General features: G+C 72.6%; 21 protein-coding genes, 1 tRNA gene and 1 riboswitch. Of the genes, 18 read left to right on the top strand and 4 right to left on the bottom strand.

From position 1 onward, the window contains the following. Nucleotides 1-12 precede the first annotated feature (12 nt). The 14 genes from ABD363_RS19830 (at nt 13) to ABD363_RS19765 (ending at nt 14,966) form a co-directional block, all read left to right on the top strand. A complete protein-coding gene (locus ABD363_RS19830; protein ID WP_344605485.1) occupies nt 13-186 on the top strand; it encodes a suppressor of fused domain protein in 174 nt (57 codons plus the stop codon). 81 nt (nt 187-267) lie between these two features. Next, on the top strand, nt 268-672 hold the full coding sequence (locus tag ABD363_RS19825; RefSeq protein ID WP_344605392.1) for a HEAT repeat domain-containing protein: 405 nt from the start codon (nt 268-270) through the stop codon (nt 670-672). A 245-nt stretch (nt 673-917) separates the two neighbouring features. Then, complete coding sequence (locus ABD363_RS19820; protein ID WP_344605390.1) at nt 918-1,691, top strand: tetratricopeptide repeat protein; 774 nt, start codon at nt 918-920, stop codon at nt 1,689-1,691. Nucleotides 1,692-1,942: 251 nt separating this feature from the next. After that, entirely contained in the window at nt 1,943-2,587 is a 645-nt protein-coding gene (locus tag ABD363_RS19815) for a SurA N-terminal domain-containing protein (RefSeq protein WP_344605388.1), read from the top strand. A 229-nt stretch (nt 2,588-2,816) separates the two neighbouring features. After that, the gene (locus tag ABD363_RS19810; protein ID WP_344605386.1) at nt 2,817-3,815 is read left to right on the top strand and encodes a nucleoside triphosphate pyrophosphohydrolase; all 999 of its coding nucleotides are present in this window, start codon (nt 2,817-2,819) and stop codon (nt 3,813-3,815) included. Between the two features lie 158 nt (nt 3,816-3,973). Then, complete coding sequence (locus ABD363_RS19805; RefSeq protein WP_344605384.1) at nt 3,974-5,296, top strand: cytochrome P450 family protein; 1,323 nt, start codon at nt 3,974-3,976, stop codon at nt 5,294-5,296. Between the two features lie 227 nt (nt 5,297-5,523). Then, on the top strand, nt 5,524-6,654 hold the full coding sequence (locus ABD363_RS19800; protein WP_344605382.1) for a transglycosylase family protein: 1,131 nt from the start codon (nt 5,524-5,526) through the stop codon (nt 6,652-6,654). A 176-nt stretch (nt 6,655-6,830) separates the two neighbouring features. Continuing rightward, nucleotides 6,831-6,999, top strand: a riboswitch (cyclic di-AMP (ydaO/yuaA leader). Nucleotides 7,000-7,003: 4 nt separating this feature from the next. Beyond that, nucleotides 7,004-7,780, top strand: a complete 777-nt coding sequence (locus ABD363_RS19795; RefSeq protein ID WP_344605380.1) for a transglycosylase family protein — start codon at nt 7,004-7,006, stop codon at nt 7,778-7,780. Between the two features lie 356 nt (nt 7,781-8,136). Beyond that, the gene (gene eno / locus ABD363_RS19790) at nt 8,137-9,426 is read left to right on the top strand and encodes a phosphopyruvate hydratase (protein WP_344605378.1); all 1,290 of its coding nucleotides are present in this window, start codon (nt 8,137-8,139) and stop codon (nt 9,424-9,426) included. Between the two features lie 114 nt (nt 9,427-9,540). Further along, entirely contained in the window at nt 9,541-10,017 is a 477-nt protein-coding gene (locus tag ABD363_RS19785) for an FtsB family cell division protein (RefSeq protein ID WP_344605376.1), read from the top strand. A gap of 36 nt (nt 10,018-10,053) precedes the next feature. After that, a complete protein-coding gene (locus ABD363_RS19780) occupies nt 10,054-10,593 on the top strand; it encodes a DUF501 domain-containing protein (RefSeq protein WP_344605374.1) in 540 nt (179 codons plus the stop codon). Next, entirely contained in the window at nt 10,590-11,543 is a 954-nt protein-coding gene (locus ABD363_RS19775; protein ID WP_344605372.1) for a Ppx/GppA phosphatase family protein, read from the top strand. The genes ABD363_RS19780 and ABD363_RS19775 overlap by 4 nt, the downstream gene beginning before the upstream one ends. Nucleotides 11,544-12,038: 495 nt before the next feature. Then, entirely contained in the window at nt 12,039-13,436 is a 1,398-nt protein-coding gene (locus tag ABD363_RS19770) for an NAD(P)/FAD-dependent oxidoreductase (protein WP_344605370.1), read from the top strand. 237 nt (nt 13,437-13,673) lie between these two features. Continuing rightward, the gene (locus ABD363_RS19765; protein WP_344605368.1) at nt 13,674-14,966 is read left to right on the top strand and encodes a class I SAM-dependent methyltransferase; all 1,293 of its coding nucleotides are present in this window, start codon (nt 13,674-13,676) and stop codon (nt 14,964-14,966) included. 56 nt (nt 14,967-15,022) lie between these two features. Here the strand turns inward: ABD363_RS19765 and ABD363_RS19760 are convergent, their stop codons facing one another. Together ABD363_RS19760 and ABD363_RS19755 are read right to left on the bottom strand one after the other, a co-directional pair. Next, the gene (locus ABD363_RS19760) at nt 15,023-17,551 is read right to left on the bottom strand and encodes an ABC transporter permease (RefSeq protein WP_344605366.1); all 2,529 of its coding nucleotides are present in this window, start codon (nt 17,549-17,551) and stop codon (nt 15,023-15,025) included. A gap of 47 nt (nt 17,552-17,598) precedes the next feature. Further along, nucleotides 17,599-18,369: an ABC transporter ATP-binding protein gene (locus tag ABD363_RS19755; RefSeq protein ID WP_344605364.1), complete on the bottom strand. Its 771-nt coding sequence runs from the start codon at nt 18,367-18,369 to the stop codon at nt 17,599-17,601. Between the two features lie 404 nt (nt 18,370-18,773). Here ABD363_RS19755 and ABD363_RS19750 point away from each other — a divergent pair. The 3 genes from ABD363_RS19750 (at nt 18,774) to ABD363_RS19740 (ending at nt 21,355) form a co-directional block, all read left to right on the top strand. Then, nucleotides 18,774-18,857, top strand: a tRNA-Leu gene (locus ABD363_RS19750). A 180-nt stretch (nt 18,858-19,037) separates the two neighbouring features. Beyond that, on the top strand, nt 19,038-20,213 hold the full coding sequence (locus tag ABD363_RS19745; RefSeq protein WP_344605362.1) for a 4-hydroxybenzoate 3-monooxygenase: 1,176 nt from the start codon (nt 19,038-19,040) through the stop codon (nt 20,211-20,213). A 230-nt stretch (nt 20,214-20,443) separates the two neighbouring features. Continuing rightward, nucleotides 20,444-21,355, top strand: coding sequence for a Bax inhibitor-1/YccA family protein (locus tag ABD363_RS19740; RefSeq protein ID WP_344605360.1), 912 nt, complete (start codon nt 20,444-20,446; stop codon nt 21,353-21,355). 67 nt (nt 21,356-21,422) lie between these two features. Here ABD363_RS19740 and ABD363_RS19735 read toward each other — a convergent pair whose 3' ends face one another. Then, entirely contained in the window at nt 21,423-21,650 is a 228-nt protein-coding gene (locus ABD363_RS19735) for a DUF4287 domain-containing protein (protein ID WP_344605358.1), read from the bottom strand. 102 nt (nt 21,651-21,752) lie between these two features. Here ABD363_RS19735 and ABD363_RS19730 point away from each other — a divergent pair, with 102 nt between their 5' ends. Continuing rightward, a complete protein-coding gene (locus ABD363_RS19730; RefSeq protein WP_344605356.1) occupies nt 21,753-22,064 on the top strand; it encodes a hypothetical protein in 312 nt (103 codons plus the stop codon). A gap of 123 nt (nt 22,065-22,187) precedes the next feature. On the opposite strand, the gene ABD363_RS19725 is transcribed toward ABD363_RS19730, so the two are convergent. After that, complete coding sequence (locus ABD363_RS19725; protein ID WP_344605354.1) at nt 22,188-22,994, bottom strand: hypothetical protein; 807 nt, start codon at nt 22,992-22,994, stop codon at nt 22,188-22,190. Nucleotides 22,995-23,166 lie beyond the last annotated feature (172 nt).

The raw sequence follows: 23,166 nt of genomic DNA, 5'->3' as shown, positions 1-23,166 counted from the left end.
CTTCGACGATGAATCCTCTCGGTCGTCCTGGAGAACGGTGTGGAGACGGCCGTGGTGTGGCTGGTGCCGATCGGCACCTCTGAAGCGTCGTTCGTCCGTGAAAGAGGATGGGACGTGTGCGAGGAGGAGCTGGCTCGGCAGGATCCCGGTCTGCTCGATCCGAATCGGGCGGAGACGGCCCTCTGAACGCCGGCCGGAGCGGGCCGGCGTCGAGTGCCGGGACGCGTGGCGGCAGCCGGTTCCCCTGACGATGGACGGAGGCGACCGATGAGCGGGTGGCGCACGGGCCTGTCGGAGGCGTCGTCCCCGTCGTGGTCGGTGCGGGCGCGTGCCGCACGGCATCTCGCCGTGCACGCCGACGATCCCGAGGCCGGGGCAGCGCTGACGGGTCTGCTGCTGGACGCCGAGGACACGGCGGTCACTCGGCGGACGGCCGAGGCCCTGGCCCGGGCGGGGACGGTGGCCGCCGTGAGACTCGTGGCCCTGGCGCTGGCCGAGGCCGACGACGGCCAGGCCGACTGGATGCAGACCGGCGTGCGCGACGCGCTCACGGGAGCGGGCGGCCCAGCGGGTCTCGCAGCGGCCTGCCGGCAGCTTCGCCTGGATCCCGACGAGGCCGTACGCCGGGGGGCCGCGGAGATCCTGACGTGGACGGACGACACGAACCGGTGAGGGAGTCCGATGACGGTACCGAGGAAGGCGGAGGCCCGCGGGGTCACGGCGGACCGGGCCCGGCTCTTCCCGGGGTTCCGGGGCTCTGGGAGCCCCTGCGCCTTCTGCGTCGCATCGGTCCGGTCCGCCAGGCCTCTCCCCGGAGCGCTCGACGTCGAGCGAGCAGTACCACCCGACGGCGCACGGGCGTGCGCTGCAGGTCGCGGAACACGGGCCGTCCCCGGAGCGGACGGTAACCTGACCCGGTGACGGAAGAGTTTTCGGGTGTCGCGGCAACCGCCGCGGCGCTGATGGAACAGGCGCACCACGGGGATCCGGCCGCCGCCGACCGGCTCGCGGAGACTCTGCCGTCGCTCACGGCGGCCGCCGAGTCGGGGCACCTGGACGCCCAGAACGTGCTCGGCGGGATCCTCCTCGAATGGATGGACGATCCCTCCGGCGCCGCCGCCTGGTTCAGGAAGACCGCCGACCGGGGCAGTGCCGCAGGCAAGCGGAGCCTGGGGCACCTCTACGCCAACGGACTGGGCGTCCCGAAGGACCTCGCCGAGGCCGAGCGGCTGTTCGGGGAAGCCGCCGCCGAGGGAGACGCCCACGCCCGGTTCGGCCTGGCGCAGCTGTGGTGGGGAAAGGCCGATCCCCAGGCCGTCGCCGGGCTTCTGCGATCCGCCGCGGAAGGCGGGGTCGTCGACGCCCATGTCGTCCTCGGCGACCTCCTCGCGGCCATGGACCAGGACGCCGAGGCGCTGCGCAGTTACCTGACGGCCGCCGAGTCCGGCCATGACGGCGCGATGTACGTCGTCGCCCGCTGGTACCGGGACGGCACGGCAGGACGGGCCGACAGCGTCGAGGCGCTGAAGTGGTTCCTCCGCATGATTCGGGTCGGGAACGCGGACGGCCTCCACGAGGCGATCGACGTGGCCCGGCGCGTGAGCGACGAGGAGATCCGCCGCGCCGGGGAGCTGGCGGGCTGCCGCGCCGAGGCGGAGGCGATGGCGGGGACGGTACGGAAGTACCGGTGACCGGGACCGTGGAGGAGAACGGACGCCTCACAGCGGTGGCTGCCCCCTGAACCGGCCCGGGACGTCCCCGGGACGGTGACGCGGTGAGCGAGGGGAGGCAGCCGGCGCCGCCCGCCCGCCGGGCGGCGCGGCGGTGCCCGAAGTCCCGGTGATTCGTTGGTCGAATGGGTTGGCCGGAGCTTGCCCACTGCCTACCATCGATCACCGCAAGACTTTGTGCACCGTCGCACAATCTCCAACGGGAGGTTCCCTTGCACCGCCGCCGTCGCACCGCGCTCGTTCTCACCGCCGCGATCGCCGCGGCGGCGCCCCTCCTCACCGCCTGCGGAAACGATGCGCATCCCGGCGCGGCGGCCGTCGTCGGCGGGGAGCGGATCACCGTCGCGCAGCTTCAGGAGCGGGTCGGCGAGGTGCGCGCGGCCCAGCGGGCGGCCGTGACCGACCAGGCCCAGTACGCGCAGGCCGTCAACCGGACCGGCACGCTCGCCCGCGACACGCTGCACAGCATGGTCCTCGACCGGGTACTGCACCGGGCCGCCGAGGACGCGGGCGTCGCCGTCACCCGCAGGGAGGTCCAGCGGATGCGGGCCGGCCTGGAGCAGCAGGCCGGCGGCTTCAAGGCGCTGGAGGCCACCTGGCTCCAGCAGTACGGCATCCCCCCGCGTCGCCTCGACGAGAACCTGCGCCTGCAGCTGGAGGCGCAGAAGCTCGCCCGGAAGCTGGGCACCGACACCACCCGCCCGGCCTTCTGGAAGGCCCTGTCCGAGGCCTCGGAGAAGCTGGACGTCGACCTCAACCCGCGCTACGGCGCCTGGGACGTCCGCAGGAACGGCCGCGTCGACGCGCGGACGCCGTGGATCCGGGAGGTCACGGCACCGGACACGCGGCCGATGTGACGGCCCGCGGGCGCCCGGCCCCGCCGGCCGCCCGGTCCGCCGGCCGCGCGGCAAGGACACCCGGCCCGGCAGGCTGTCGTGTCCGGTGGACGGCCGCGCCCGGTGGACGGCCGTGCTCGGGGGTGGTCGCGCCCGGTGGACGGCGCACCCGGCGGGCAGGGACCGTGCGGCCGGCCGCGCCCGGCGGGGAACTCCGGGTCCCGTGGGCCGGGTGGGTTACGTTCGAAGCGTGAACGCACCCAGTCCCGAAGCCGCTCCCGGCCGCATCGTCCTGCTCACCACCAGCCACCGCGTCGCGCCCGGCCTGCTGTCCTGGCCGGCCTGGCAGGCGCTGCGCACCGCCGACCGCGTGCTGTGCGCGGACGGCGCCCACCCGCAGCTGCCGTACCTGCGCGAGGCGGGGATAGCCGTCGACGCGGCGTCCCCGACGGCCGAGGAACTGGTCGACGCCTGCGCGGGCGGCCGCACGGTGGTGGTCGTGGCGACCGGCGAGGGCGAGCCCGCCCTCACGGACGGCCTCGCCCGCCTCGCGGGCTCCGGCCGGGTCCGGATGCCGGAGCTGGAGCTGCTGCCCGCCTCCTACGACCTGCCGGGCGCCCGCCTGCTCGACCTCGTCCAGGTCATGGACCGCATCCGCGCCGAGTGCCCGTGGTCCTCCCGGCAGACCCACAAGGGCCTGGCGAAGTACGGCATCGAGGAGGCCTACGAACTCGTCGAGGCGATCGAGGACGGCGACCGCGACGAACTGCGCGAGGAACTCGGCGACGTCCTGCTCCAGGTCGTCTTCCACGCGCGCATCGCCGAGGAGGACCCGGACGCCCCCTTCTCCATCGACGACGTGGCCGGCGGCATCGTCGCCAAGCTCGTCCACCGCCATCCGCACGTCTTCGGGGACGCGACGGCCACGACCCCCGAGGAGGTCAAGGAGCACTGGCTGCGCACGAAGGCCGTCGAGAAGCAGCGCACCTCGGTCACCGAGGGCGTCCCCCTCGGCCAGCCCGGCCTGGCCCTCGCGGCCAAACTGGCCTCCCGGGTGCGCACCGCGGGCCTGGAGGTTCCCCTGCCCCACGTCGAGGGCATCGGCTACGAGCTGCTGGCCCTGGCGGTCCGCGCCGAGGCGGAGGGCGTGGACCCGGAGGCCGCCCTGAGAGCGGCGGCGCGGGCGTACCGCGACGCGATCAGGGAGCGGGAGGGACGGGCGGACAAGGAGCACGGCGACCCCAGCTGAACCGGCTGTCCGCGGGCCCGAGGAGCGGACCCGGCCGCTGCCGGAGGCCGCGAGGCGCGGCCCGCGCGGTTCGCCGCGGGGTCCGGCCGGCGCGCGGGGGACGCCGCGGGGTCCGGCCGACGCGCGGGGGACGCCGGCGGGCCGGTTACCGTCGAGGAGTGACCGACCAGCCCATCCCCGACAGCGCCGCCCCCGAACCCCCCGCCCTTTTCACCTGGGAGTTCGCCGCCGACCCCTACCCCGCCTACGCCTGGCTGCGCGAACACGCCCCCGTGCACCGCACCAGGCTCCCCAGCGGGGTCGAGGCCTGGCTGGTCACCCGCTACGCCGACGCCAAGCAGGCCCTCGCCGACCAGCGGCTCAGCAAGAACCCCGCGCACCACGACGAGCCCGCCCACGCCAGGGGCAAGACGGGCATCCCCGGTGAGCGCAAGGCCGAGCTGATGACCCACCTGCTCAACATCGACCCGCCGGACCACACCCGGCTGCGCCGCCTGGTCAGCAAGGCCTTCACGCCCCGCCGCGTCGCCGAGTTCGCCCCCCGCGTGCAGGAACTCGCCGACCGCCTCATCGACCGGTTCGCCGCCCACGGCGAGGCCGACCTCATCCACGAGTTCGCCTTCCCCCTGCCCATCTACGCCATCTGCGACATGCTCGGCGTCCCCCGCGAGGACCAGGACGACTTCCGTGACTGGGCGGGGATGATGATCCGCCACCAGGGCGGCCCCCGGGGCGGCGTCGCCCGGTCGGTGAAGAAGATGCGCGGCTACCTCGCCGACCTCATCCATCGCAAACGCGAAGCCCTGCCGCCCGAGCCGGGTCCGGGGGAGGACCTCATCTCCGGCCTCATCCGCGCCTCCGACCACGGCGAGCACCTCACCGAGAACGAGGCCGCGGCGATGGCGTTCATCCTGCTGTTCGCCGGCTTCGAGACCACCGTGAACCTGATCGGCAACGGCACCTACGCCCTGCTCACCCACCCCGACCAGCGGGAGCTGCTGCAGAAGTCCCTCGCCGCGGGCGAATCCGGCCTGCTCGCCACCGGCGTCGAGGAACTCCTGCGCTACGACGGGCCCGTCGAACTCGCCACCTGGCGGTTCGCCACGCGGCCGCTCACCCTCGGCGGACAGGACATCGCCCCCGGCGACCCCGTCCTCGTCGTCCTCGCCGCCGCCGACCGGGACCCGGAGCGGTTCGCCGACCCCGACGTGCTCGACCTCGGCCGCCGGGACAACCAGCACCTCGGATACGGCCACGGCATCCACTACTGCCTCGGCGCCCCGCTCGCCCGCCTGGAGGGCCGGACCGCGCTCGCCACGCTCCTCACCCGCCTGCCCGACCTGCGGCTCGCGGTGGACCCGGCCGAACTGCGCTGGCGCGGCGGGCTCATCATGCGGGGCCTGCGCACGCTGCCGGTCGCCTTCACCCCCGTACGGCACGCCGTGCCGGCCACGGAACCGGACGCGCCCGGCGGGCCGTGACCGACACGGAGCCGGACGCGCCCGGCGGCCGTGACCGACACGGAGCGAAGGGCTGACAGCCGCCGCGTGCCGCCGCAAACGTGACACGCCCTCAAGGCTGTGATCTTCACGTGATCTGTGCGGCATGAACTTGTGACAAGCGATCTCCTGCGGATACGTTCACCCATCAGCGCGGCGCCGAGTGCGCTCCGCCGCGCCGTCCGTGCTGTCTCGGGAAAGGTCCCCGTATGCTCTCCGGGAACGGTCGTCACCGCCGCCCCCGCCAGGCTCCGGCCCTCGTCGTCGCCGCCGGAGTGACCGGCTCCGCCATCGCGATCCCGCTCCTCGGGGCCTCCGGCGCCAGCGCGGCCGACGGCGCGGCCTGGGACCGGGTCGCCGAGTGCGAGACCGGCGGCGCCTGGAGCGAGAACTCCGGCAACGGCTACTACGGCGGCCTGCAGTTGTCCCAGGAGGACTGGGAGAAGTACGGCGGTCTGGCGTACGCGGCCAGCGCCGACCAGGCCAGCCGGTCCCAGCAGATATCCGTCGCCGAGAAGATGCTCGCCGACCAGGGCATCGCCGCGTGGCCGACGTGCGGCCTGCTCGCCGGGCTCGTGGACGACCCGGCGTCCACCGGCGCCGGCGCGTCGGAGGGGAAGCCGGCCGGCGAGGACACCGGCGGTTCCGCGGACTCCCGGAACACGGCAGAGCCGACGAGCCCGGCGGAATCGGGAAGTCCGGCCGGTTCGGGGGGATCGGCCGGCTCGGAAGACGCCGAAGGGGCGAAGGACTCCTCGGAGCGGCCCGGTTCGGGTGACTCGTCCGACTCGCCCGAAACATCCCATGAGGCGTCTCCCGAAACGTCTCCCGGTCCTTCCTCTCCCTCCTCGCCTTCGGCCCCGGCGTCCCCGTCCACCGCGCCCGACGATGCGTCAAACGCGAAGGACGAATCCGCCGAGTCCGACACGTCCGCCGATGTCCGGGAAAGTGGCGGTTCGCCCAGCGTCGCCCCCAGGAGTGACGAAGCGGACAACTCTGGACAGAGCGTGGGGACTTCCTATCTGGTCGACACCGGATCCGCCGGCATCGGCCGCCACCGCGGCCCCAGCGCCGACGAAGAGGCGGTCGAGGACCGCAGGAGCGCCTCCTCCGGCCGGCACGCCTCCCGCGGCGACGACGCCACGCGCGAGGACGTCGACGGCTCGTACACCGTCCGTTCCGGCGACACTCTCTGGACCATCGCCGACTCCCTTGACCTCCAAGGCGGATGGCGCACCCTGTACGACGGCAACAGGGACGTCGTCGGCGCCGACCCGAACACCATCGTCCCCGGTCAGACGCTCGAGGTCGGGGCCGAACCGAGCGGAGAACGACGGTAGTTGGCGTCGGGTTTCCCGCTGAATGTCGCATATAAGCGCAGTGAGAGATAGATCTCAGAAGCCCTGATCGTCTTTGAAATTCCGCGGCGTGCCTGCCTACGGTCGTGACCGCTCGCCACCGCGGGCCCCGGCTGCCGCAACGCCGAATCCTGCCAGCGGCCGCCCGGGAACAGTCGTCGCGTCAAGCGCCGTGGGCAGGAGCGGGGGAACCAAGGTAGGCGCCGGAACCGGCAGTTGAGGCCGGAACCGGCTAGGGGTGAAGCCGTGTCCCGCGAGGGACGCGGCCGGGCAACTCGACCGGCCCGAACCCGACAGCTCACCTCGCAGGCGTCGGTGAGGGGATCCAACCATGCTGTTTTCCGGCAAGGGCAAGCACCGTCGTCCGAACAAGGCCACCCGTGCCATCGCCATCGCCGGTGTGACCGGCGCCGCCGTCGCCGCCCCGCTGATGGCGTCCGGCACGGCCTCCGCGGCCACCGCCTCCGAGTGGGACGCCGTCGCCCAGTGCGAGTCCGGCGGCAACTGGTCCATCAACACCGGCAACGGCTACTACGGCGGTCTGCAGTTCTCCGCCTCCACCTGGGCCGCGTACGGCGGCACGGCGTACGCCGCCACCGCCGACCAGGCCACCAAGGCGCAGCAGATCGAGATCGCCGAGAAGGTCCTCGCGGGCCAGGGCAAGGGCGCCTGGCCGGTCTGCGGCAAGAACCTGTCGGGCGCCGCGTACAGCGGCGGTTCCGCGTCGAGCGGTTCGTCGAACGGCTCCTCCTCGAACGGCTCGTCCGGCGGGGCCTCCAACGGCTCGTCCGGCGGGGCCTCGAACGACTGGTCCGGCGGGGCCTCGGGCGGCTCCTCGCAGAACACCGGGACCACCACCCGCTCCACCGAGCAGCCGGCCTCCCGCTCCGCCGAGCGTCCGGCCGCCCAGAAGACCGTCACCACCCCGACCGGCGAGAAGGTCAAGAAGGGCGACGGCGAGTACAAGGTCGTCGAGGGCGACACCCTCAGCTCGATCGCCGCGGAGCACGACGTCCGGGGCGGCTGGGCGAAGCTGTTCGAGCTGAACAAGGACATCGTCGAGGACGCCGACCTCATCTACCCGGGCCAGCAGCTGCACCTGAAGTAAGAGGCGGCTCCCGGGCCGGCCACAGCGCCCTCACATCCGGGTCCTCCGTCATGGAAGCCCCGTGAGGGCCGTCCCCCCGTCCCCACGGGCTCCCCGCCCCGGTGCGTGTTCCCCCGTACGCACCGGGGCGGGGCTTTTGCGTGGCTGGGGGCGTACGGGCGCGGGAGGGGGCGCGGCCGCCCGTTGACCTCTTTGTTCCGCCGGGAAACAATTTACTCCCGGTTCCCCCGTGCAAGGGGTGACCGGCTGGCCGATCGCCCCGAGCCGGTTAGGCTCGTCTCGCAGAGCCACCACGGTTCACTCGCGGAGCCGTCACGGTCCTGCCAACCCGCGTCACATTCAAGAAGGAGATGCTCGTGCCGTCCATCGACGTCGTCGTAGCCCGGGAAATCCTGGACTCCCGAGGCAACCCCACGGTCGAGGTCGAGGTCGGCCTCGACGACGGCAGCACGGGCCGTGCCGCCGTCCCGTCCGGCGCCTCCACGGGCGCCTTCGAGGCCATCGAGCTCCGCGACGGCGACTCGAGCCGCTACCAGGGCAAGGGCGTCGAGAAGGCCGTCCTGGCCGTCATCGAGCAGATCGGCCCGGAGCTGGTCGGCTACGACGCCACCGAGCAGCGCCTGATCGACCAGGCCATGTTCGACCTGGACGCCACCGACAACAAGGGCTCCCTCGGCGCCAACGCCATCCTCGGCGTCTCCCTGGCCGTCGCCCACGCCGCCTCCGAGGCCAGCGACCTGCCGCTGTTCCGCTACCTGGGCGGCCCGAACGCGCACCTGCTGCCGGTGCCGATGATGAACATCCTGAACGGCGGCGCGCACGCCGACTCCAACGTGGACATCCAGGAGTTCATGATCGCCCCGATCGGCGCGGAGTCCTTCTCCGAGGCCCTGCGCTGGGGCGCCGAGGTCTACCACACCCTGAAGAAGGTCCTGAAGTCCAAGGGCCTGTCCACCGGCCTCGGCGACGAGGGCGGCTTCGCCCCGAACCTCGGCTCCAACCGCGAGGCCCTCGACCTCATCCTGGAGGCCATCAGGGAGGCCGGCTACCAGCCCGGCGAGCAGATCGCCCTGGCCCTGGACGTCGCCGCCACCGAGTTCCACAAGGACGGCCGCTACGTCTTCGAGGGCAAGGAGCGCACCGCCGAGGAGATGACCGCGTACTACGCGGAGCTGGTCGACGCCTACCCGCTGGTCTCCATCGAGGACCCGCTGAGCGAGGAGGACTGGGACGGCTGGAAGGACATCACCGCCAAGCTCGGTGACAAGGTCCAGCTCGTCGGCGACGACCTGTTCGTCACCAACCCCGAGCGCCTCCAGCGCGGCATCGACGAGGGCATCGGCAACGCCCTGCTGGTCAAGGTCAACCAGATCGGCTCGCTGACCGAGACCCTGGACGCCGTCGAGCTGGCCCAGCGCAACGGCTACAAGTGCATGATGTCCCACCGCTCCGGCGAGACCGAGGACGTCACCATCGCCGACCTGGCCGTCGCCACCAACTGCGGCCAGATCAAGACCGGCGCCCCGGCCCGCTCCGAGCGCGTCGCCAAGTACAACCAGCTGCTGCGCATCGAGGAGATCCTCGACGACGCCGCGGTGTACGCCGGCCGCAGCGCCTTCCCGCGGTTCCGCTCCGCGAACCGGTGAGCCCGGCAAGGGCCGAGCGCCGCTCCTGAAGGAGACGCCGTACGTACGTCCCCGCACCCGGTCCCGTACCGTGTGCGGGGACGTACGCGCGTGGAAGGGGAGGCGAGAGCCGAGATGCCCGTGAAGAACCGGGACCGTTTCTCCACCGCGACCAGACTGCGGCTGCTCGGCGAGCAGACGGCGGCCCGGGTCTACCGCTCCCAGACCCGGCGTCAGGCCCGCCGCCCCCGGCTCACCGGCCGGGCCGCGCTGCTCGCCATGGTGGTCTGCTCCCTGATCGTGGCCCTCGCCTACCCGATGCGGCAGTACGTCTCCCAGCGCGCCGAGATCGCCGACCTGGAGCGGCAGAAGCAGCAGGCCAGTGAGCGGGTCGAACGGCTGCGCGACCTCAAGGCGCGCTGGCAGGACGACGCGTACGCCGAGCAGCAGATCCGGCGACGGCTGCACTACGTGATGCCCGGGGAGACGGGGTACGTCATGATCGACCCGGACCCGGCCCGGCAGTCCCGAGCCGACCGGGGGACGGCCGACCGCCCCTGGTACGCGAACCTCTGGGACGGAGTCGACAGGTCCGACGCCTCCGCCCGGTGAACCCCTTACCGACAGCAGAGAGACATTCGTACGGCCATGGAAACCCCACCGCCGCCCACCGGGCGCACCGAGCCCACCGACGCGGACGTCGAGGCGTTCAAGCAGCAGCTCGGGCGCCCGCCGCGCGGGCTGCGCGCCATCGCGCACCGCTGTCCGTGCGGACAGCCGGACGTCGTGGAGACGGCGCCGCGGCTGCCCGACGGCACGCCCTTCCCCACGCTGTACTACCTGACGTGCCCGCGCGCCTCCTCGGCGATCGGCACGCTGGAGGCGGAGGGCGTGATGAAGGAGATGACGGCCCGGCTGGGCACCGACCCGGAGCTGGCCGCCGCCTACCGCGCCGCGCACGAGGACTACATCCGGCGCCGGGACGAGATCGAGGAGCTGACGGGCTTCCCCAGCGCCGGCGGCATGCCGGACCGGGTGAAGTGCCTGCACGTCCTGGTCGCCCATTCGCTGGCGGCCGGCCCGGGCGTGAACCCGCTGGGCGACGAGGCCCTCGCCATGCTGCCCGAGTGGTGGCGCAAGGGGCCGTGCGTGACGGTTCCCGACACCTGTGGGGAGGACGAGAAGTGACCCGCGTGGCCGCCGTCGACTGCGGTACGAACTCCATCCGGCTCCTCGTCGCCGACGCGCACCCGGACACCGGTGAGCTGACCGAGCTGGACCGCCGTATGACCATCGTCCGCCTCGGGCAGGGCGTCGACCGCACCGGACGCCTCGCCCCCGAGGCGCTGGAGCGGACCTTCGCCGCCTGCCGCGAGTACGCGGCGGTCATCGAGGAGCACGGCGTCGAGCGCCTGCGCTTCGTGGCGACCTCCGCGTCCCGGGACGCCGAGAACCGGGAGGACTTCGTCCGCGGGGTGAGGGACATCCTCGGCGTCGAACCCGAGGTCGTCACCGGTGACCAGGAGGCCGAGTTCTCCTTCACCGGCGCCACGCGGGAACTGGCCGGGCGGCGGGATCTGCGCCGCCCCTTCCTGGTGGTGGACATCGGCGGCGGCTCCACCGAGTTCGTGGTCGGCGACGACCACGTGCGCGCGGCGCGCTCGGTCGACGTCGGCTGTGTCCGGATGACCGAGCGGCACCTGATGCGCGACGGGGTGGTGTCCGACCCGCCCGCCGAGGAGCAGATCGCGGCGATGCGGGCCGACATCGAGGCGGCCCTCGACCGCGCCGAGGAGACGGTCCCGCTGCGCGAGGCGCGCACGCTGGTGGGCCTCGCCGGGTCGGTCACGACGGTCTCGGCGATCGCGCAGGACCTGCCCGCGTACGACTCGGCGGCCATCCACCACTCCCGCGTCTCCCGCGACCGGGTCCGCGAGATCACCGACCGGCTGCTGCACTCCACCCACGCCGAGCGCGCGGCCGTCCCGTCGATGCACCCCGGCCGCGTCGACGTCATCGCCGCGGGCGCGCTCGTCCTGCTGTCGATCATGGAACGTGTCGGCGCGGAGGAGGTCGTGGTCAGCGAACACGACATCCTCGACGGCATCGCCTTCCACGCGGCGGCCGAGGCGCGTTAGGCGGCGACGCCCGCCGGGGCGGCGTCCCGGCCCCTCCCGGACGGCGGCCCGGGGCTCCCTCGCCGCCGGCCGGCGGCCTCCGCTGAGCAGGTCGGACAACGTATGAGCGCGCTGGAGGGGTCCTTTCCGGACCCCTCGTCGGCATCCGCCGGAAAGCTTCGTGAAGTTCTTCACAAGGAATTGGCCCCGGTCGGGGCGCGGCGGGGGGCCGGTTGACCCGTCCGGGGGGCCGACCGGCCCTTGAACATGTTCAGAAAGGTGGTTACCGGGCGCCTCGGACCGGACGCGCCGGAGACCGGCCCGAGACCCTCACCAGCGGGCCGACGCGGCAGAGAGGCAGCTCACGAGGCATTGACAACGGAGCGCCTTCCCTCACGGTTCCCGTTCGGCGTCATGATCTCCGTCACGTGAGCGCGGGAGTGTAACACAGGGTCTGTCAGACCTTGTGAAGGGGCGCACGAACCACCCCCCTGGGGCAGGTGGATACTCGATGGCATGAGCACCACGGAGCGTCCCAGGATCCTCGTAGTAGGCGGTGGGTACGTAGGCCTGTACGCAGCTCGGCGCATCCTGAAGAAGATGCGTTACGGAGAGGCGACCGTCACGGTCGTCGACCCCCGGTCGTACATGACCTACCAGCCCTTCCTCCCCGAAGCCGCCGCCGGCAGCATCTCCCCGCGGCACGTCGTCGTCCCGCTGCGACGCGTGCTCCCCAAGGCGGAGGTCCTCACCGGCCGGGTCACCACCATCGACCAGGACCGCAAGGTCGCCACGATCGCCCCGCTGACCGGCGAGGCGTACGAGCTGCCCTTCGACTACCTGGTCGTCGCGATGGGCGCGGTCTCCCGCACCTTCCCGATCCCCGGCCTCGCCGAGCAGGGCATCGGCATGAAGGGCATCGAGGAGGCCATCGGCCTGCGCAACCACGTGCTGGAGCAGCTCGACAAGGCCGACTCCACCACCGACGAGGAGATCCGCCGCAAGGCGCTCACCTTCGTCTTCATCGGCGGCGGCTTCGCCGGCGCCGAGACCGTCGGCGAGGTCGAGGACATGGCCCGCGACGCGGCCAAGTACTACAAGAACGTGTCCCGCGAGGACATGCGCTTCATCCTCGTCGACGCCGCCGACAAGATCCTTCCCGAGGTCGGGCCCAAGCTCGGCGCGTACGGCAAGGAGCACCTGGAGGCCCGCGGCGTCGAGGTCTACCTGTCCACCTCCATGGATTCCTGCGTCGACGGCCACGTGGTGCTGAAGAACGGCCTCGAGGTCGACGCCAACACCATCGTCTGGACGGCGGGCGTCAAGCCGAACCCGGCACTGGCCCGCTTCGGCCTCCCGCTCGGCCCCCGCGGCCACATCGACTGCGAGCCGACGCTCCAGGTCAAGGGCACGGACTACATCTGGGCCGCCGGCGACAACGCCCAGGTGCCCGACCTCGCCGCCCGCAGGGCCGGCGTCGAGAACGCCTGGTGCCCGCCGAACGCGCAGCACGCCCTGCGCCAGGCGAAGGTGCTCGGCGACAACGTGGTCTCCGGTATGCGGGGCTTCCCGCAGAAGGAGTACAGCCACGCCAACAAGGGCGCGGTGGCGGGCCTCGGCCTGCACAAGGGCGTGGCGATGATCGTCATGGGCAAGATGAAGATCAAGCTCAAGGGCCGTCTCGCCTGGTACATGCACCGCGGCTACCACGGCCTGGCGATGCCGACCTGGAACCGCAAGATCCGGGTCTTCGCCGACTGGACGCTCGGCATGTTCCTCAAGCGCGAGGTCGTCTCCCTGGGCGCGATCGAGTCCCCGCGCGAGGAGTTCTACGAGGCCGCCAAGCCGGCCCCGGCCGCGAAGACGGAGACCCCGGCCGGCGCCAGGACCGAGGAGCGGGCCAAGGCCTCCTGACCCCCGGTCACCGCTCCGCCTCGAAGGACCTCCTGCCATCCGTGGTGCGGGAGGTCCTTCGGCGTTCCCCGCCCCCGGACCCCGGGGGACCACCGGCCGGCGTGTAGGCCATCCGCCCCGCCGTGTCATCCGGACACACTCTTTGCCCGGACATGACGCGTGCCGGGGACTGCGGCCCGGTCCCGCAGGTGTTTACGTGGTGTCGGACATTCCGGGACGCCCACGGAGGTGCACACCATGGCTGACGCCGCGCCACGGCTGAAGGGACTCGTCGAGCAGTTGCTGGGAACCCCGCTCCCGGTGCGCATCCGCGCCTGGGACGGCTCGCAGGCGGGCCCGCCGGGCGCGCCGGTCCTGGTCGTACGCAACCGCCGCGCCCTGCGCCACCTGCTGTTCAAACCCGGCGAACTGGGCCTGGCCCGCGCCTGGGTGGCCGGCGACCTGGACATCGACGGCGACCTCTACACCGCCCTCGGCCTGCTCGCCGGTTTCATCTGGGAGCGCGGCGAGGACGCCCGCACCCTCGCCCAGGCCCTGCGCGACCCCGAGGTCCGCTCCGCCGTGCGGGGCCTGTTCCGGCTCGCCGGCCCGGCGCTGCCGCCCGCCCCGCCCCGCGAGGAGGTCCGCAGGCCCCGCCGCCGTCTGCACACCAGGCGCAGCGACAGACGCGCCATCAGCCACCACTACGACGTCGGCAACGACTTCTACGAACTCGTCCTCGGCCCGTCCATGGTGTACTCCTGCGCCTACTGGCCCGCCCCGGACAGCACGCTGGAGACCGCCCAGCGCGACAAGCTCGAACTCGTCTGCCGCAAGCTCGGCCTGAAGCCCGGTCAGCGCCTGCTCGACGTCGGCTGCGGCTGGGGCTCCATGGCCGTCCACGCCGCCCGCGAGCACGGCGTGAGCGTCGTCGGCATCACCCTCTCCCAGGAGCAGGCCGCCTACGCCCGCAAGCGCGTCGCCGACGAGGGGCTCACCGACCGCGTGGAGATCCGCGTCCAGGACTACCGGGACGTCGCCGACGGGCCCTACGACGCCGTCTCCTCCATCGGGATGGCCGAGCACGTCGGCGCCGAGCGGTACCTGGACTACGCCACCGACCTCCACCGCCTCCTGCGGCCCGGCGGGCGGCTGCTCAACCACCAGATCGCCCGCCGCCCGCAGCGGGACGAGTCGGCGTACAGCGTCGACGCGTTCATCGACGCCTACGTCTTCCCCGACGGCGAGCTCCAGCCCGTCGGCACCACCGTCACCCAGCTGGAGCGCGCCGGGTTCGAGGTGCGCGACGTCGAGTCGATCCGCGAGCACTACGCCCTCACCCTGCGCAGCTGGGTCGCCAACCTGGAGGCCGGCTGGGACCGCGCCGTGCGGCTCACCGGCCCCGGCCGGGCGCGCGTCTGGCGCCTGTACATGGCGGCTTCCGCGCTGGCCTTCGAGCGCAACCGCATCGGCGTCAACCAGGTGCTGGCCGTCCGGACCCCCGAGTCGGGCGCGTCGGGTCTGCCGCTGCGGTCCCGCACCTGGAACTGAGCGCGCGAGGGCCCCGCCTCCCCGGAGGGAAGCGGGGCCCGGCCGCCGCGCCGGCGCTACTCCGCCTTGATCGCCTGCAGCATGTTCAGCCGTGCCGCGCGCCGGGCCGGCCACAGGGCCGCCAGGACGCCGACCGCCGCGGCCAGGAGCAGGAAGAGCGCCATCCGCCCCCAGGGCAGGACCAGTTCGTACGTCGGCATCCTCGTGCCCAGCAGCTCCCCGGCCGCCCAGCCGAAGAACACGCCCAGGCCGACGCCCAGCACCCCGCCGAACAGGGAGATCACCAGGGACTCCAGGCGGACCATCCGCTTGACGCCCCCGCGGTCCAGGCCGATCGCGCGCAGCATGCCGATCTCCTGGGAGCGTTCGAACACCGACATCGCCAGGGTGTTGACGACCCCGAGGACGGCCACGATCACCGCCATGGCCAGCAGGCCGTAGAGCATGTTCAGCACCAGCGTGAACATCTGCGCGATCTCCCGGGAGATGTCCTCCTTGTCCTGGACCCTGATCGCCGGGTTGGCGCCCAGGGCCCGCTCCAGCCGGTCCTTCGCCGCGTCCGACGCGCCGTCGGCCGTCTTGACCAGGACCTGCATGTCGGCCGGGTCCGGGTCGTGCGGGGCGAGCGCGGCGGTGTCCAGCATGATGCCGCGGATCATGTCGTTGCCCTCGTAGACCCCGGCGACGGTCAGCTGCTGCCGCGCGCCGTCCTCGTGGGCGACGGTGAACCGCGAACCGGCCCGCCAGCCGTGCGACTTCGCGGTGTCGCCGTCCACGACCACCCGGGAGCCGCCGACGGTGAAGGAGCCGTCTCGGACCGCCAGATCGGTCAGCCGGCCGATCGTGGCGCCGTCGACGCCGGTCAGGTACTCGGTCCCGCCCCCGACGCGGGCGGGCGCGTTGCGCAGCGGGCTGGTGGCGGTGACGCCGTCGGTCCGCTTCAGCCTCTGCTCGACGTCCGGCGACAGCTCGTTGCCGTTCGCCATGGACACCACGTAGTCGGCCTCGATCGCCGCCGAGGCCATCTTGTCGATGGACCGCTGCAGGCTGCCCGCCATCACCGTCATGCCGGTGATCAGGGTCAGGCCGATCATCAGCGCGGAGGCGGTGGCGGCCGTACGGCGCGGGTTGCGCAGCGCGTTCCGCCGGGCCAGTCCGCCCGAGACGCCGAAGAGCCTCAGGGCCGGTGCGGCGGCCGCGATCAGCGGGCGGGACAGCAGCGGGGTCAGCACGAACACGCCGACGATCAGCAGGACCGCGCCCAGGCCCATGGGCGCCTGCCCGTCCGAGCCGTCCATCGTCGTCGCCGCGAGGACCACCGCGACGCCGGCCGCCGAGAGCAGCGCCCCGAGCGTGTTGCGCAGCACCAGCGACCGGGTGGTGGCCCGGGCGTGCACGCTGCTCATCGCCGCCACCGGCGGGATCTTCGCGGCCCGGCGGCCCGGCAGCCACGCCGCCACCACGGTGACCAGGATGCCGACCGCGAGGGCCGCGAGGACCGTGCCCGGCCCGACGACCAGCGGCCCGTCCGGAACCACCGCGCCCAGCGAGCCCAGCAGCGACCGCATCCCGGCCCCGATGCCGATGCCCGCGGCCAGACCGGCCACCGCGGCGACCGTGCCCACCATGAACGCCTCCGCCAGCACCGACCGCGTCACCTGCCGGCGGGAGGCGCCGACCGCGCGCAGCAGCGCCAGCTCCTTGGTGCGCTGGGCCACCAGCATGGTGAAGGTGTTGGCGATGATGAACGTGCCGACGAACAGCGCGATGCCCGCGAAGACCAGCAGCCCCTGCCGCAGCCCGCTCATCGACGCGGAGATCATCTCCGCCTGCTCGTCGGCGAGCTGCCGGCCGGTGACGGTCTCGACGGCGTCCTGCGGCAGCGCCCGGTCCAGCTCGGCCTTGAGCGCGGCCTGCGTGACGCCCGGCTTCGCCCCGACGGCGATCTCGTCGTAGGTGCCGGCCTTCCCGAACAGCCGCTGCGCGGTCGCCGTGTCGAACAGGGCGAGGCTGCCGCCGGCCGCGACGTTGCCGTCGTCGGTGGTGAAGACGCCGGTGATCCGCGGGGTCAGCACGGGCCCGTCGACCGACAGCCGCACGGTGTCGCCGACCTCGTACCCGGTGCGCCGGGCGGTCGCGGAGTCGATGAGGACCTCGCCCGCGCCCCGCGGGGCGCGCCCCTCGACCAGCGGGTACCGGGGGTCCTCGGCGCCCCAGTAGTTCCCGCCCTGCGTCCGGAAGCCGTCGCCGACCAGCTCGCCGTCCTTGCCGGCCAGGGCGGCGAAGCCGGTGACGACCCCGACGGCGCGGGCGGCGCCCGGCACCCGGGCGCTGTCGTCGAGCGTCTTTCGGGTCAGCTCGGGCAGCCGGCCGACCCGGTCGCCCTCGGCGTCCTGGTACCGGGGCCGTACGGCGACGTCGACCTGGTCGAAGCCCTTGGCGGAGCTCTTGCGGTAGGCGGCGGAGACGGTGTCGGTGAAGACCAGGGTCCCCGACACGAACGCGACGCCGAGCAGCACGGCGAGCACGGTCATGAGCAGCCTGGCCCGGTGCGCGAGTACGTTGCGCAAGGCGGTACGGAACATGGGTGTGTGATCTCTGTCCAGACGTGGCGGGAGGGGGTGGCGGCGGGTCAGCTCGTGCGGCCCTTGGCGTCGAACCGCTTCATGCGGTCCAGCACCGAGTCCGCCGTGGGCGCGTCCATCTCGTCGACGATCCGCCCGTCCGCGAGGAACACCACCCGGTCCGCGTAGGCCGCCGCCACCGGGTCGTGGGTCACCATCACCACCGTCTGGCCCAGCTCCCGCACGGAGTTGCGCAGGAAGCCCAGCACCTCCGCGCCCGAGCGCGAGTCGAGGTTCCCGGTCGGCTCGTCGCCGAAAACGATCTCGGGCCTGGAGGCCAGCGCCCGGGCCACGGCCACGCGCTGCTGCTGGCCGCCGGACAGCTGGGAGGGGCGGTGGCCGAGCCGCCCGGAGAGCCCGACCATCCCGATCACGGTGTCCAGCCACTGCCGGTCCGGCTTGCGGCCCGCGATGTCCATCGGGAGGGTGATGTTCTCCAGGGCCGTCAGGGTCGGCAGCAGGTTGAACGCCTGGAAAATGAAGCCGATCTTGTCCCGGCGCAGCCTGGTCAGCTGCTTGTCCTTCAGGGCGCCCAGCTCGGTGTCGCCGATGCGCACGGAACCGGAGGAGAAGGTGTCCAGCCCGGCCACGCAGTGCATCAGCGTGGACTTGCCGGAGCCGGAGGGACCCATGATCGCGGTGAACTCGGCCCGCCGGAAGTCGACGGAGACCCGGTCCAGGGCGACCACCCGGGTCTCTCCCTGCCCGTAGATCTTCGACAGGTCCGTGGCGCGCGCGGCCGCGGAGGTGGACCGGTTGGCGAGGGATGCGGTGGTCACGGGAACGGCACTCCTGGAGGGAAGACGGCGTTTCGAGGGACGCGTTCCATCGTTCCGGCCGCGTCCGGCCGTGTAGTCACCCGCTGTTCCGGTTCCGGGGGCCGACTCGGGTCGGACGGACGCGAGCCGTGTCATACCTGGGGATGACCGGTCCCCGGAGGCGGCGGACCGGGGCCGGCGATGTCGAGAACAGGTGGAGCACCCTCGTTCAGGCGGTGAAATTCCGTCATTCCGCATGCGCGGCCGACCGCCGCGCGCAAGGCTGTTGGCAAGTGCGGATGGCGCGTTCCGTGTGCTGATGGTCCCTCAGACATCAATAAAATAAGACAACATCGGCCCGCCCGGCCGCTGTTCGGGGGGCGCGCCCCGATAGGCTCGGAACCTCGATGCGGAGCCCATGGCCTGCCCGGATGGTGGAATGCAGACACGGCGAGCTTAAACCTCGCTGCCCCTTCGCGGGCGTGCCGGTTCGAGTCCGGCTCCGGGCACCTTCACGTCGGCCGACTCCCTGCATCGCCCCTCGAGGACTTTCTCACTCACCCGTTGACAGCGGACGCGCGCGGCCGGAGACTCACGTCAGCAATCGGTGAACAAAATTTCACCACACGAACAGCCTGTGTGGTGGACACCGGGACCACGGCAACGACGCCCATCGAAGGGAACGACCGATGCGCACCACCGTCGGCATCATCGGAGCCGGCCCCGCCGGCCTCCTCCTCGCCCGGCTCCTCCACGGCGCCGGCATCGACTCGGTCGTCCTGGAGAGCCGCGACCGCGCCTACGTCGAGCGGCGGCAGCGCGCCGGCATCCTGGAACAGGGCACCGTGGACGTGCTCCGCGCGGCCGGCGCCGGGGAACGCATGGACCGCGAGGGACTGCGCCACGACGGCATCGAACTCCGCTTCGACAGGAAACGCCACCGGGTGGACTTCCCCGCCCTCACCGGCGGCAGGTCCGTGATGGTCTACGCCCAGACCGAGGTCTGCAAGGACCTCATCGCCCTCCAGCTCGAGGAGGGCGGCCCGCTGCTGTTCGAGGCCGAGGCGCTGGCCGTCGAGGGCGCCGACACCGACCGCCCGCGCGTCCGCTTCCGGCACGAGGGCGCCGAGGACGTCCTGGAGTGCGACTACGTCGTCGGCTGCGACGGCTTCTGGGGAGTCGCGCGGAAGGCGATCCCCGCGGAAGCGACCCGGGTGTTCGAGCGGACGTACCCCTTCGGCTGGCTCGGCGTCCTCGCCGACGTGCCGCCCTCGCACGACGAGCTGGTCTACGCCCGCCACGACCGCGGCTTCGCCCTGCTGTCCATGCGCTCCCCGTCCGTCTCCCGCCTCTACCTCCAGGTGCCCGAGGGCACGGACGCCGAGGCGTGGGGCGACGAGGAGATCTGGGCCGAGCTGGAGCGCCGCTTCGAGACGGCCGACGGCTGGACGCTGCAGCGCGGCCCCATCACCCAGAAGTCGGTCACGCCGATGCGCTCCTTCGTCCACGAGCCCATGCGGTACGGCCGGCTCTTCCTCGCCGGGGACGCGGCGCACATCGTGCCGCCGACCGGCGCGAAGGGGCTCAACCTGGCCGTCGGCGACGTCGTCACCTTCGCGCGGGCCCTGGCGCACGAGCGGCGGACCGGCTCCGCCGACCTCCTCGACGCCTACTCCGCCACCTGCCTCGGCCGGGTCTGGCAGGCCGAACGGTTCTCCTACGACATGACGACGCTGCTGCACCGCGCACCCGACGCCACCCCGTTCGAGGACCGCCTCCAGCTCGCCCGCCTGGAGCGGATCGCCTCCTCCCGCGCCGCCGAGACCGACCTGGCCGAGGCGTACACCGGCTTCCCGTTCGGGTGAGGCGGCGGCCGGGGCCGGGCGGGGGCCGCGTCAGCGGGTGATCTCCGCCAGGTTCCGGCCAGGTCGCAGGTTGGTCATGAATCGGTTCCCGCGGTGGTGGGAATCGCGGAGCCGCGTAGCGTGTTGCGCAGCACAACGAGGGAAAGATCCTCCTCAAGCATTAGGGTCAATCCTTTGCCTTTCCATTACTCTTGAGCCAAGGCTACGCAGTGTGGCCATGGAGGAGTGAAATGAGGAGCAGAAACCCGGTCTTCTCGCGACGAGGGTTCAGCCGCGACAACGGCTACGCGGGCTTCAACGCCGCGCCGCAGGCCGGGGGACCCGCCGTCGCCACGCAGGGCAACCCGTACGCGCAGGGCAACCCGTACGCCCAGCCGGCCGGCAACCCCTACGCGCAGAACCCGTACGCCCAGCAGGACCTGCAGCACGGAGCGCCGCCGCAGGCACCGGTCACCACCGGCCGGATGACGATCGACGACGTCGTCATGCGCACGGCCACCACTCTGGGCGTGCTCATCCTCACGGCCGCGCTCTCCTGGGCCCTCCTGCCGGTCGACCAGGCCAACGTCGGCCGCAGCTACGGCATCGGCATCGGCGCCGCGCTGATCGGCATGGTCCTGGCGCTCGTGCAGTCCTTCAAGCGCAAGGCCTCGCCGGCGCTGATCCTGACGTACGCGGCGTTCGAGGGCGTCTTCCTCGGCGTCGTCTCCAGCATCGTCGACACCCATGTCGCCGACGGCGCGGCCATGCAGGCCGTGCTCGGCACGATGGCGGTCTTCGCCGGTGTGCTGGTGGCCTACAAGGCCGGCTGGATCCGCGTCAACCGCCGCTTCTACGGCTTCGTGATGGCGGCCGCCCTCGGCTTCATCCTGCTGATGACCGTGAACCTGCTGTTCGCGGTGTTCGGCGGCGGTGACGGCCTCGGCTTCCGCAGCGGCGCGCTCGGTGTCGTCTTCGGCGTCGTCGGCATCATCCTCGGCGCCTGCTTCCTCGCCCTGGACTTCAAGCAGGTCGAGGACGGCGTCGCCTACGGCGCCCCGCGCGAGGAGGCCTGGCTCGCGGCCTTCGGCCTGACCCTGACGCTGGTGTGGATCTACCTCGAGTTCCTGCGGCTCATCTCGATCCTCAACAGCAACGACTAGCGCGAGCAGTCCGCGCGAAAGGGCCCCGGGGCATCCCGGGGCCCTTCGTCGTCCTCCGGGCGGCGCGCTAGAGCAGTTTGCGCGCGGCCCTCCTCAGGTCGTATTCGTGGATGATCGCTTTCGCGTGGCCGTACGCGAGGTCGTGTTCGTGGCGGAGCCAGCTGACCTTCTCCTCGAAGCGGAGGGCGGGGCCTTCCTCGACGGTCCGCAGCCAGTCGGAGATCTCACGACCGGTGCAGTGGGGGATGCGGGCGAGCAGGTTGCGATGGGTCTCCTCGGAGAAGACTTGGGACATCGGCGCCTCCGGACGTATGGGATGTAAGCCGGTCCTTCAGGTCACCGTGCCCGAGCGTTCGCCCGTTGGCAACAGTGCGGGTACCGCGCGTACGCTCACGGCGTGGTTGATACGACGCCTCTGAACCGTGCGGTGGATCACTTCGCCGATCGTCTGCGGGCCGCGCCGCAGAGCCGGTTGCAGCGGGGAGCCGCCGCCGAGGCCCTCGAGGCGGCCAGGGAGATGGCCCGGTGGGCGCAGGCCCTGGAGTCCCCCGGGACGGAGCCGCGCCGGATGCCGGACGCGGGGATGTTCGCGGCCGCGGACCAGATCACCGTCGCGGGGCGGGACCTGGCCCTTGTGCTGCGGAGCGAGGACGAGGTGGAGAAGGCCGTGGGGCTGGTGGTGGAGGCGCAGAGGCGAGCGGGGGTGTAGGCGGGGACGCGGGGAGACGCCGGCGAGGTCTTTCACCGGGGGGCGGGTCCTCACCGGGAGGCGGACCCCCGCCGGACGCCGGCCCTCACCGGAGGCGAGGCCCCCGCTGGACCGCGATGCCGCTCACAGGGACGCTATGACCCGGTCGGCCAGGATGTAGACCGTCTCCTCGCCGCAGGCGAAGGTCAGGGTGTACGCGCCCGAGAGGCCGGAGCCGCCGAGGAGGACCGGGGTCTCGCCGGCGCGCAGGGCGGCCGCCAGGCGTTCCGCCGTCTCCCGGTGGCCCGGGGTCAGACACAGGGTCGTGCCGTCCGCGAAGACGTAGACGTCGAGGGTGCCGAGGGGGCCCGGGCGGACGTCGGTCAGCCCGACCCGGGAGGCGGCCAGCTCCTCCAGGGCGGCGACCGTGCGCTCGTGATCCTTCACCGCGGACGACGGGTTCGGCACGAAGTCGGGGTGCGAGGGGTGGCGGCGGCGGGCCGCGGCCAGTTCGGGGGAGTCCAGGGGAGCGCCTTCCTGGACGAAGTCCCTGGAAGGGAGCTCGTCGGCGTCCGCGCCCGGTTCGGAGACCGGCTCCAGGCCGCTGAAATCGGCCTGCCGGGGCAGGAACAGGTCGGTCTCGAGACCGAGCAGGGGCGGCGCGTCGGACGCCTCGCGGGCCTCCTGCGCGGCCCAGAAGGCCCGTGCCTCGGCGAGTTCCCGCTCCCGTTCCTCGGCGAGCGCCTCGGCCACGGCGGTGCGTATCTCGTCGGTGCTCGCGGCGGTGCGGGCGCAGGGCACGCGGCCGTGCGCGGCGGTGCGGCTCTCGGCCAGCTCGGCGCTCAGGGCCGCGATCTGTCGGCGCAGGACCACGAGGGTGCGCAGGACGGCGACGCCCACGGCGCCGGTGGCGGCCGTGATGACCAGCAGGGCGATCGGCAAGGCGTTCACTGACGTACTCTCCCGGTTCGAAGTCGACCCCCGACTTCCTACATCAGCTTGAAGGGCAAACTAACCCGCTGTCAGTGCGTAATGTCACGAAACGGACAGGAAGTGGGGCTCGGGGGATGCTGGTGTGCGGCTGTGACCTGCGGTGATCCCGTCGCCGAGGGAGATAGGTCAC

This window comes from Streptomyces glaucus (genome assembly GCF_039533365.1).
GTDB classification, from domain to species: domain Bacteria; phylum Actinomycetota; class Actinomycetes; order Streptomycetales; family Streptomycetaceae; genus Streptomyces; species Streptomyces glaucus.
The sequence above is the reverse complement of the archived record's forward strand: the minus strand, read 5'-3'. Positions and strand labels throughout refer to the sequence as shown.

Excerpts from the sequence above, each read along its gene's own strand:
- ABD363_RS19825 (WP_344605392.1), top strand. The coding sequence starts at position 268 with ATGAGCGGGTGGCGCACGGGCCTGTCGGAGGCGTCGTCCCCGTCGTGG.
- ABD363_RS19800 (WP_344605382.1), top strand. The coding sequence starts at position 5,524 with ATGCTCTCCGGGAACGGTCGTCACCGCCGCCCCCGCCAGGCTCCGGCC.
- ABD363_RS19795 (WP_344605380.1), top strand. The coding sequence starts at position 7,004 with ATGCTGTTTTCCGGCAAGGGCAAGCACCGTCGTCCGAACAAGGCCACC.
- ABD363_RS19785 (WP_344605376.1), top strand. The coding sequence starts at position 9,541 with ATGCCCGTGAAGAACCGGGACCGTTTCTCCACCGCGACCAGACTGCGG.
- ABD363_RS19780 (WP_344605374.1), top strand. The coding sequence starts at position 10,054 with ATGGAAACCCCACCGCCGCCCACCGGGCGCACCGAGCCCACCGACGCG.
- ABD363_RS19770 (WP_344605370.1), top strand. The coding sequence starts at position 12,039 with ATGAGCACCACGGAGCGTCCCAGGATCCTCGTAGTAGGCGGTGGGTAC.
- ABD363_RS19765 (WP_344605368.1), top strand. The coding sequence starts at position 13,674 with ATGGCTGACGCCGCGCCACGGCTGAAGGGACTCGTCGAGCAGTTGCTG.
- ABD363_RS19760 (WP_344605366.1), bottom strand. The coding sequence starts at position 17,551 with ATGTTCCGTACCGCCTTGCGCAACGTACTCGCGCACCGGGCCAGGCTG.
- ABD363_RS19745 (WP_344605362.1), top strand. The coding sequence starts at position 19,038 with ATGCGCACCACCGTCGGCATCATCGGAGCCGGCCCCGCCGGCCTCCTC.
- ABD363_RS19740 (WP_344605360.1), top strand. The coding sequence starts at position 20,444 with ATGAGGAGCAGAAACCCGGTCTTCTCGCGACGAGGGTTCAGCCGCGAC.
- ABD363_RS19735 (WP_344605358.1), bottom strand. The coding sequence starts at position 21,650 with ATGTCCCAAGTCTTCTCCGAGGAGACCCATCGCAACCTGCTCGCCCGC.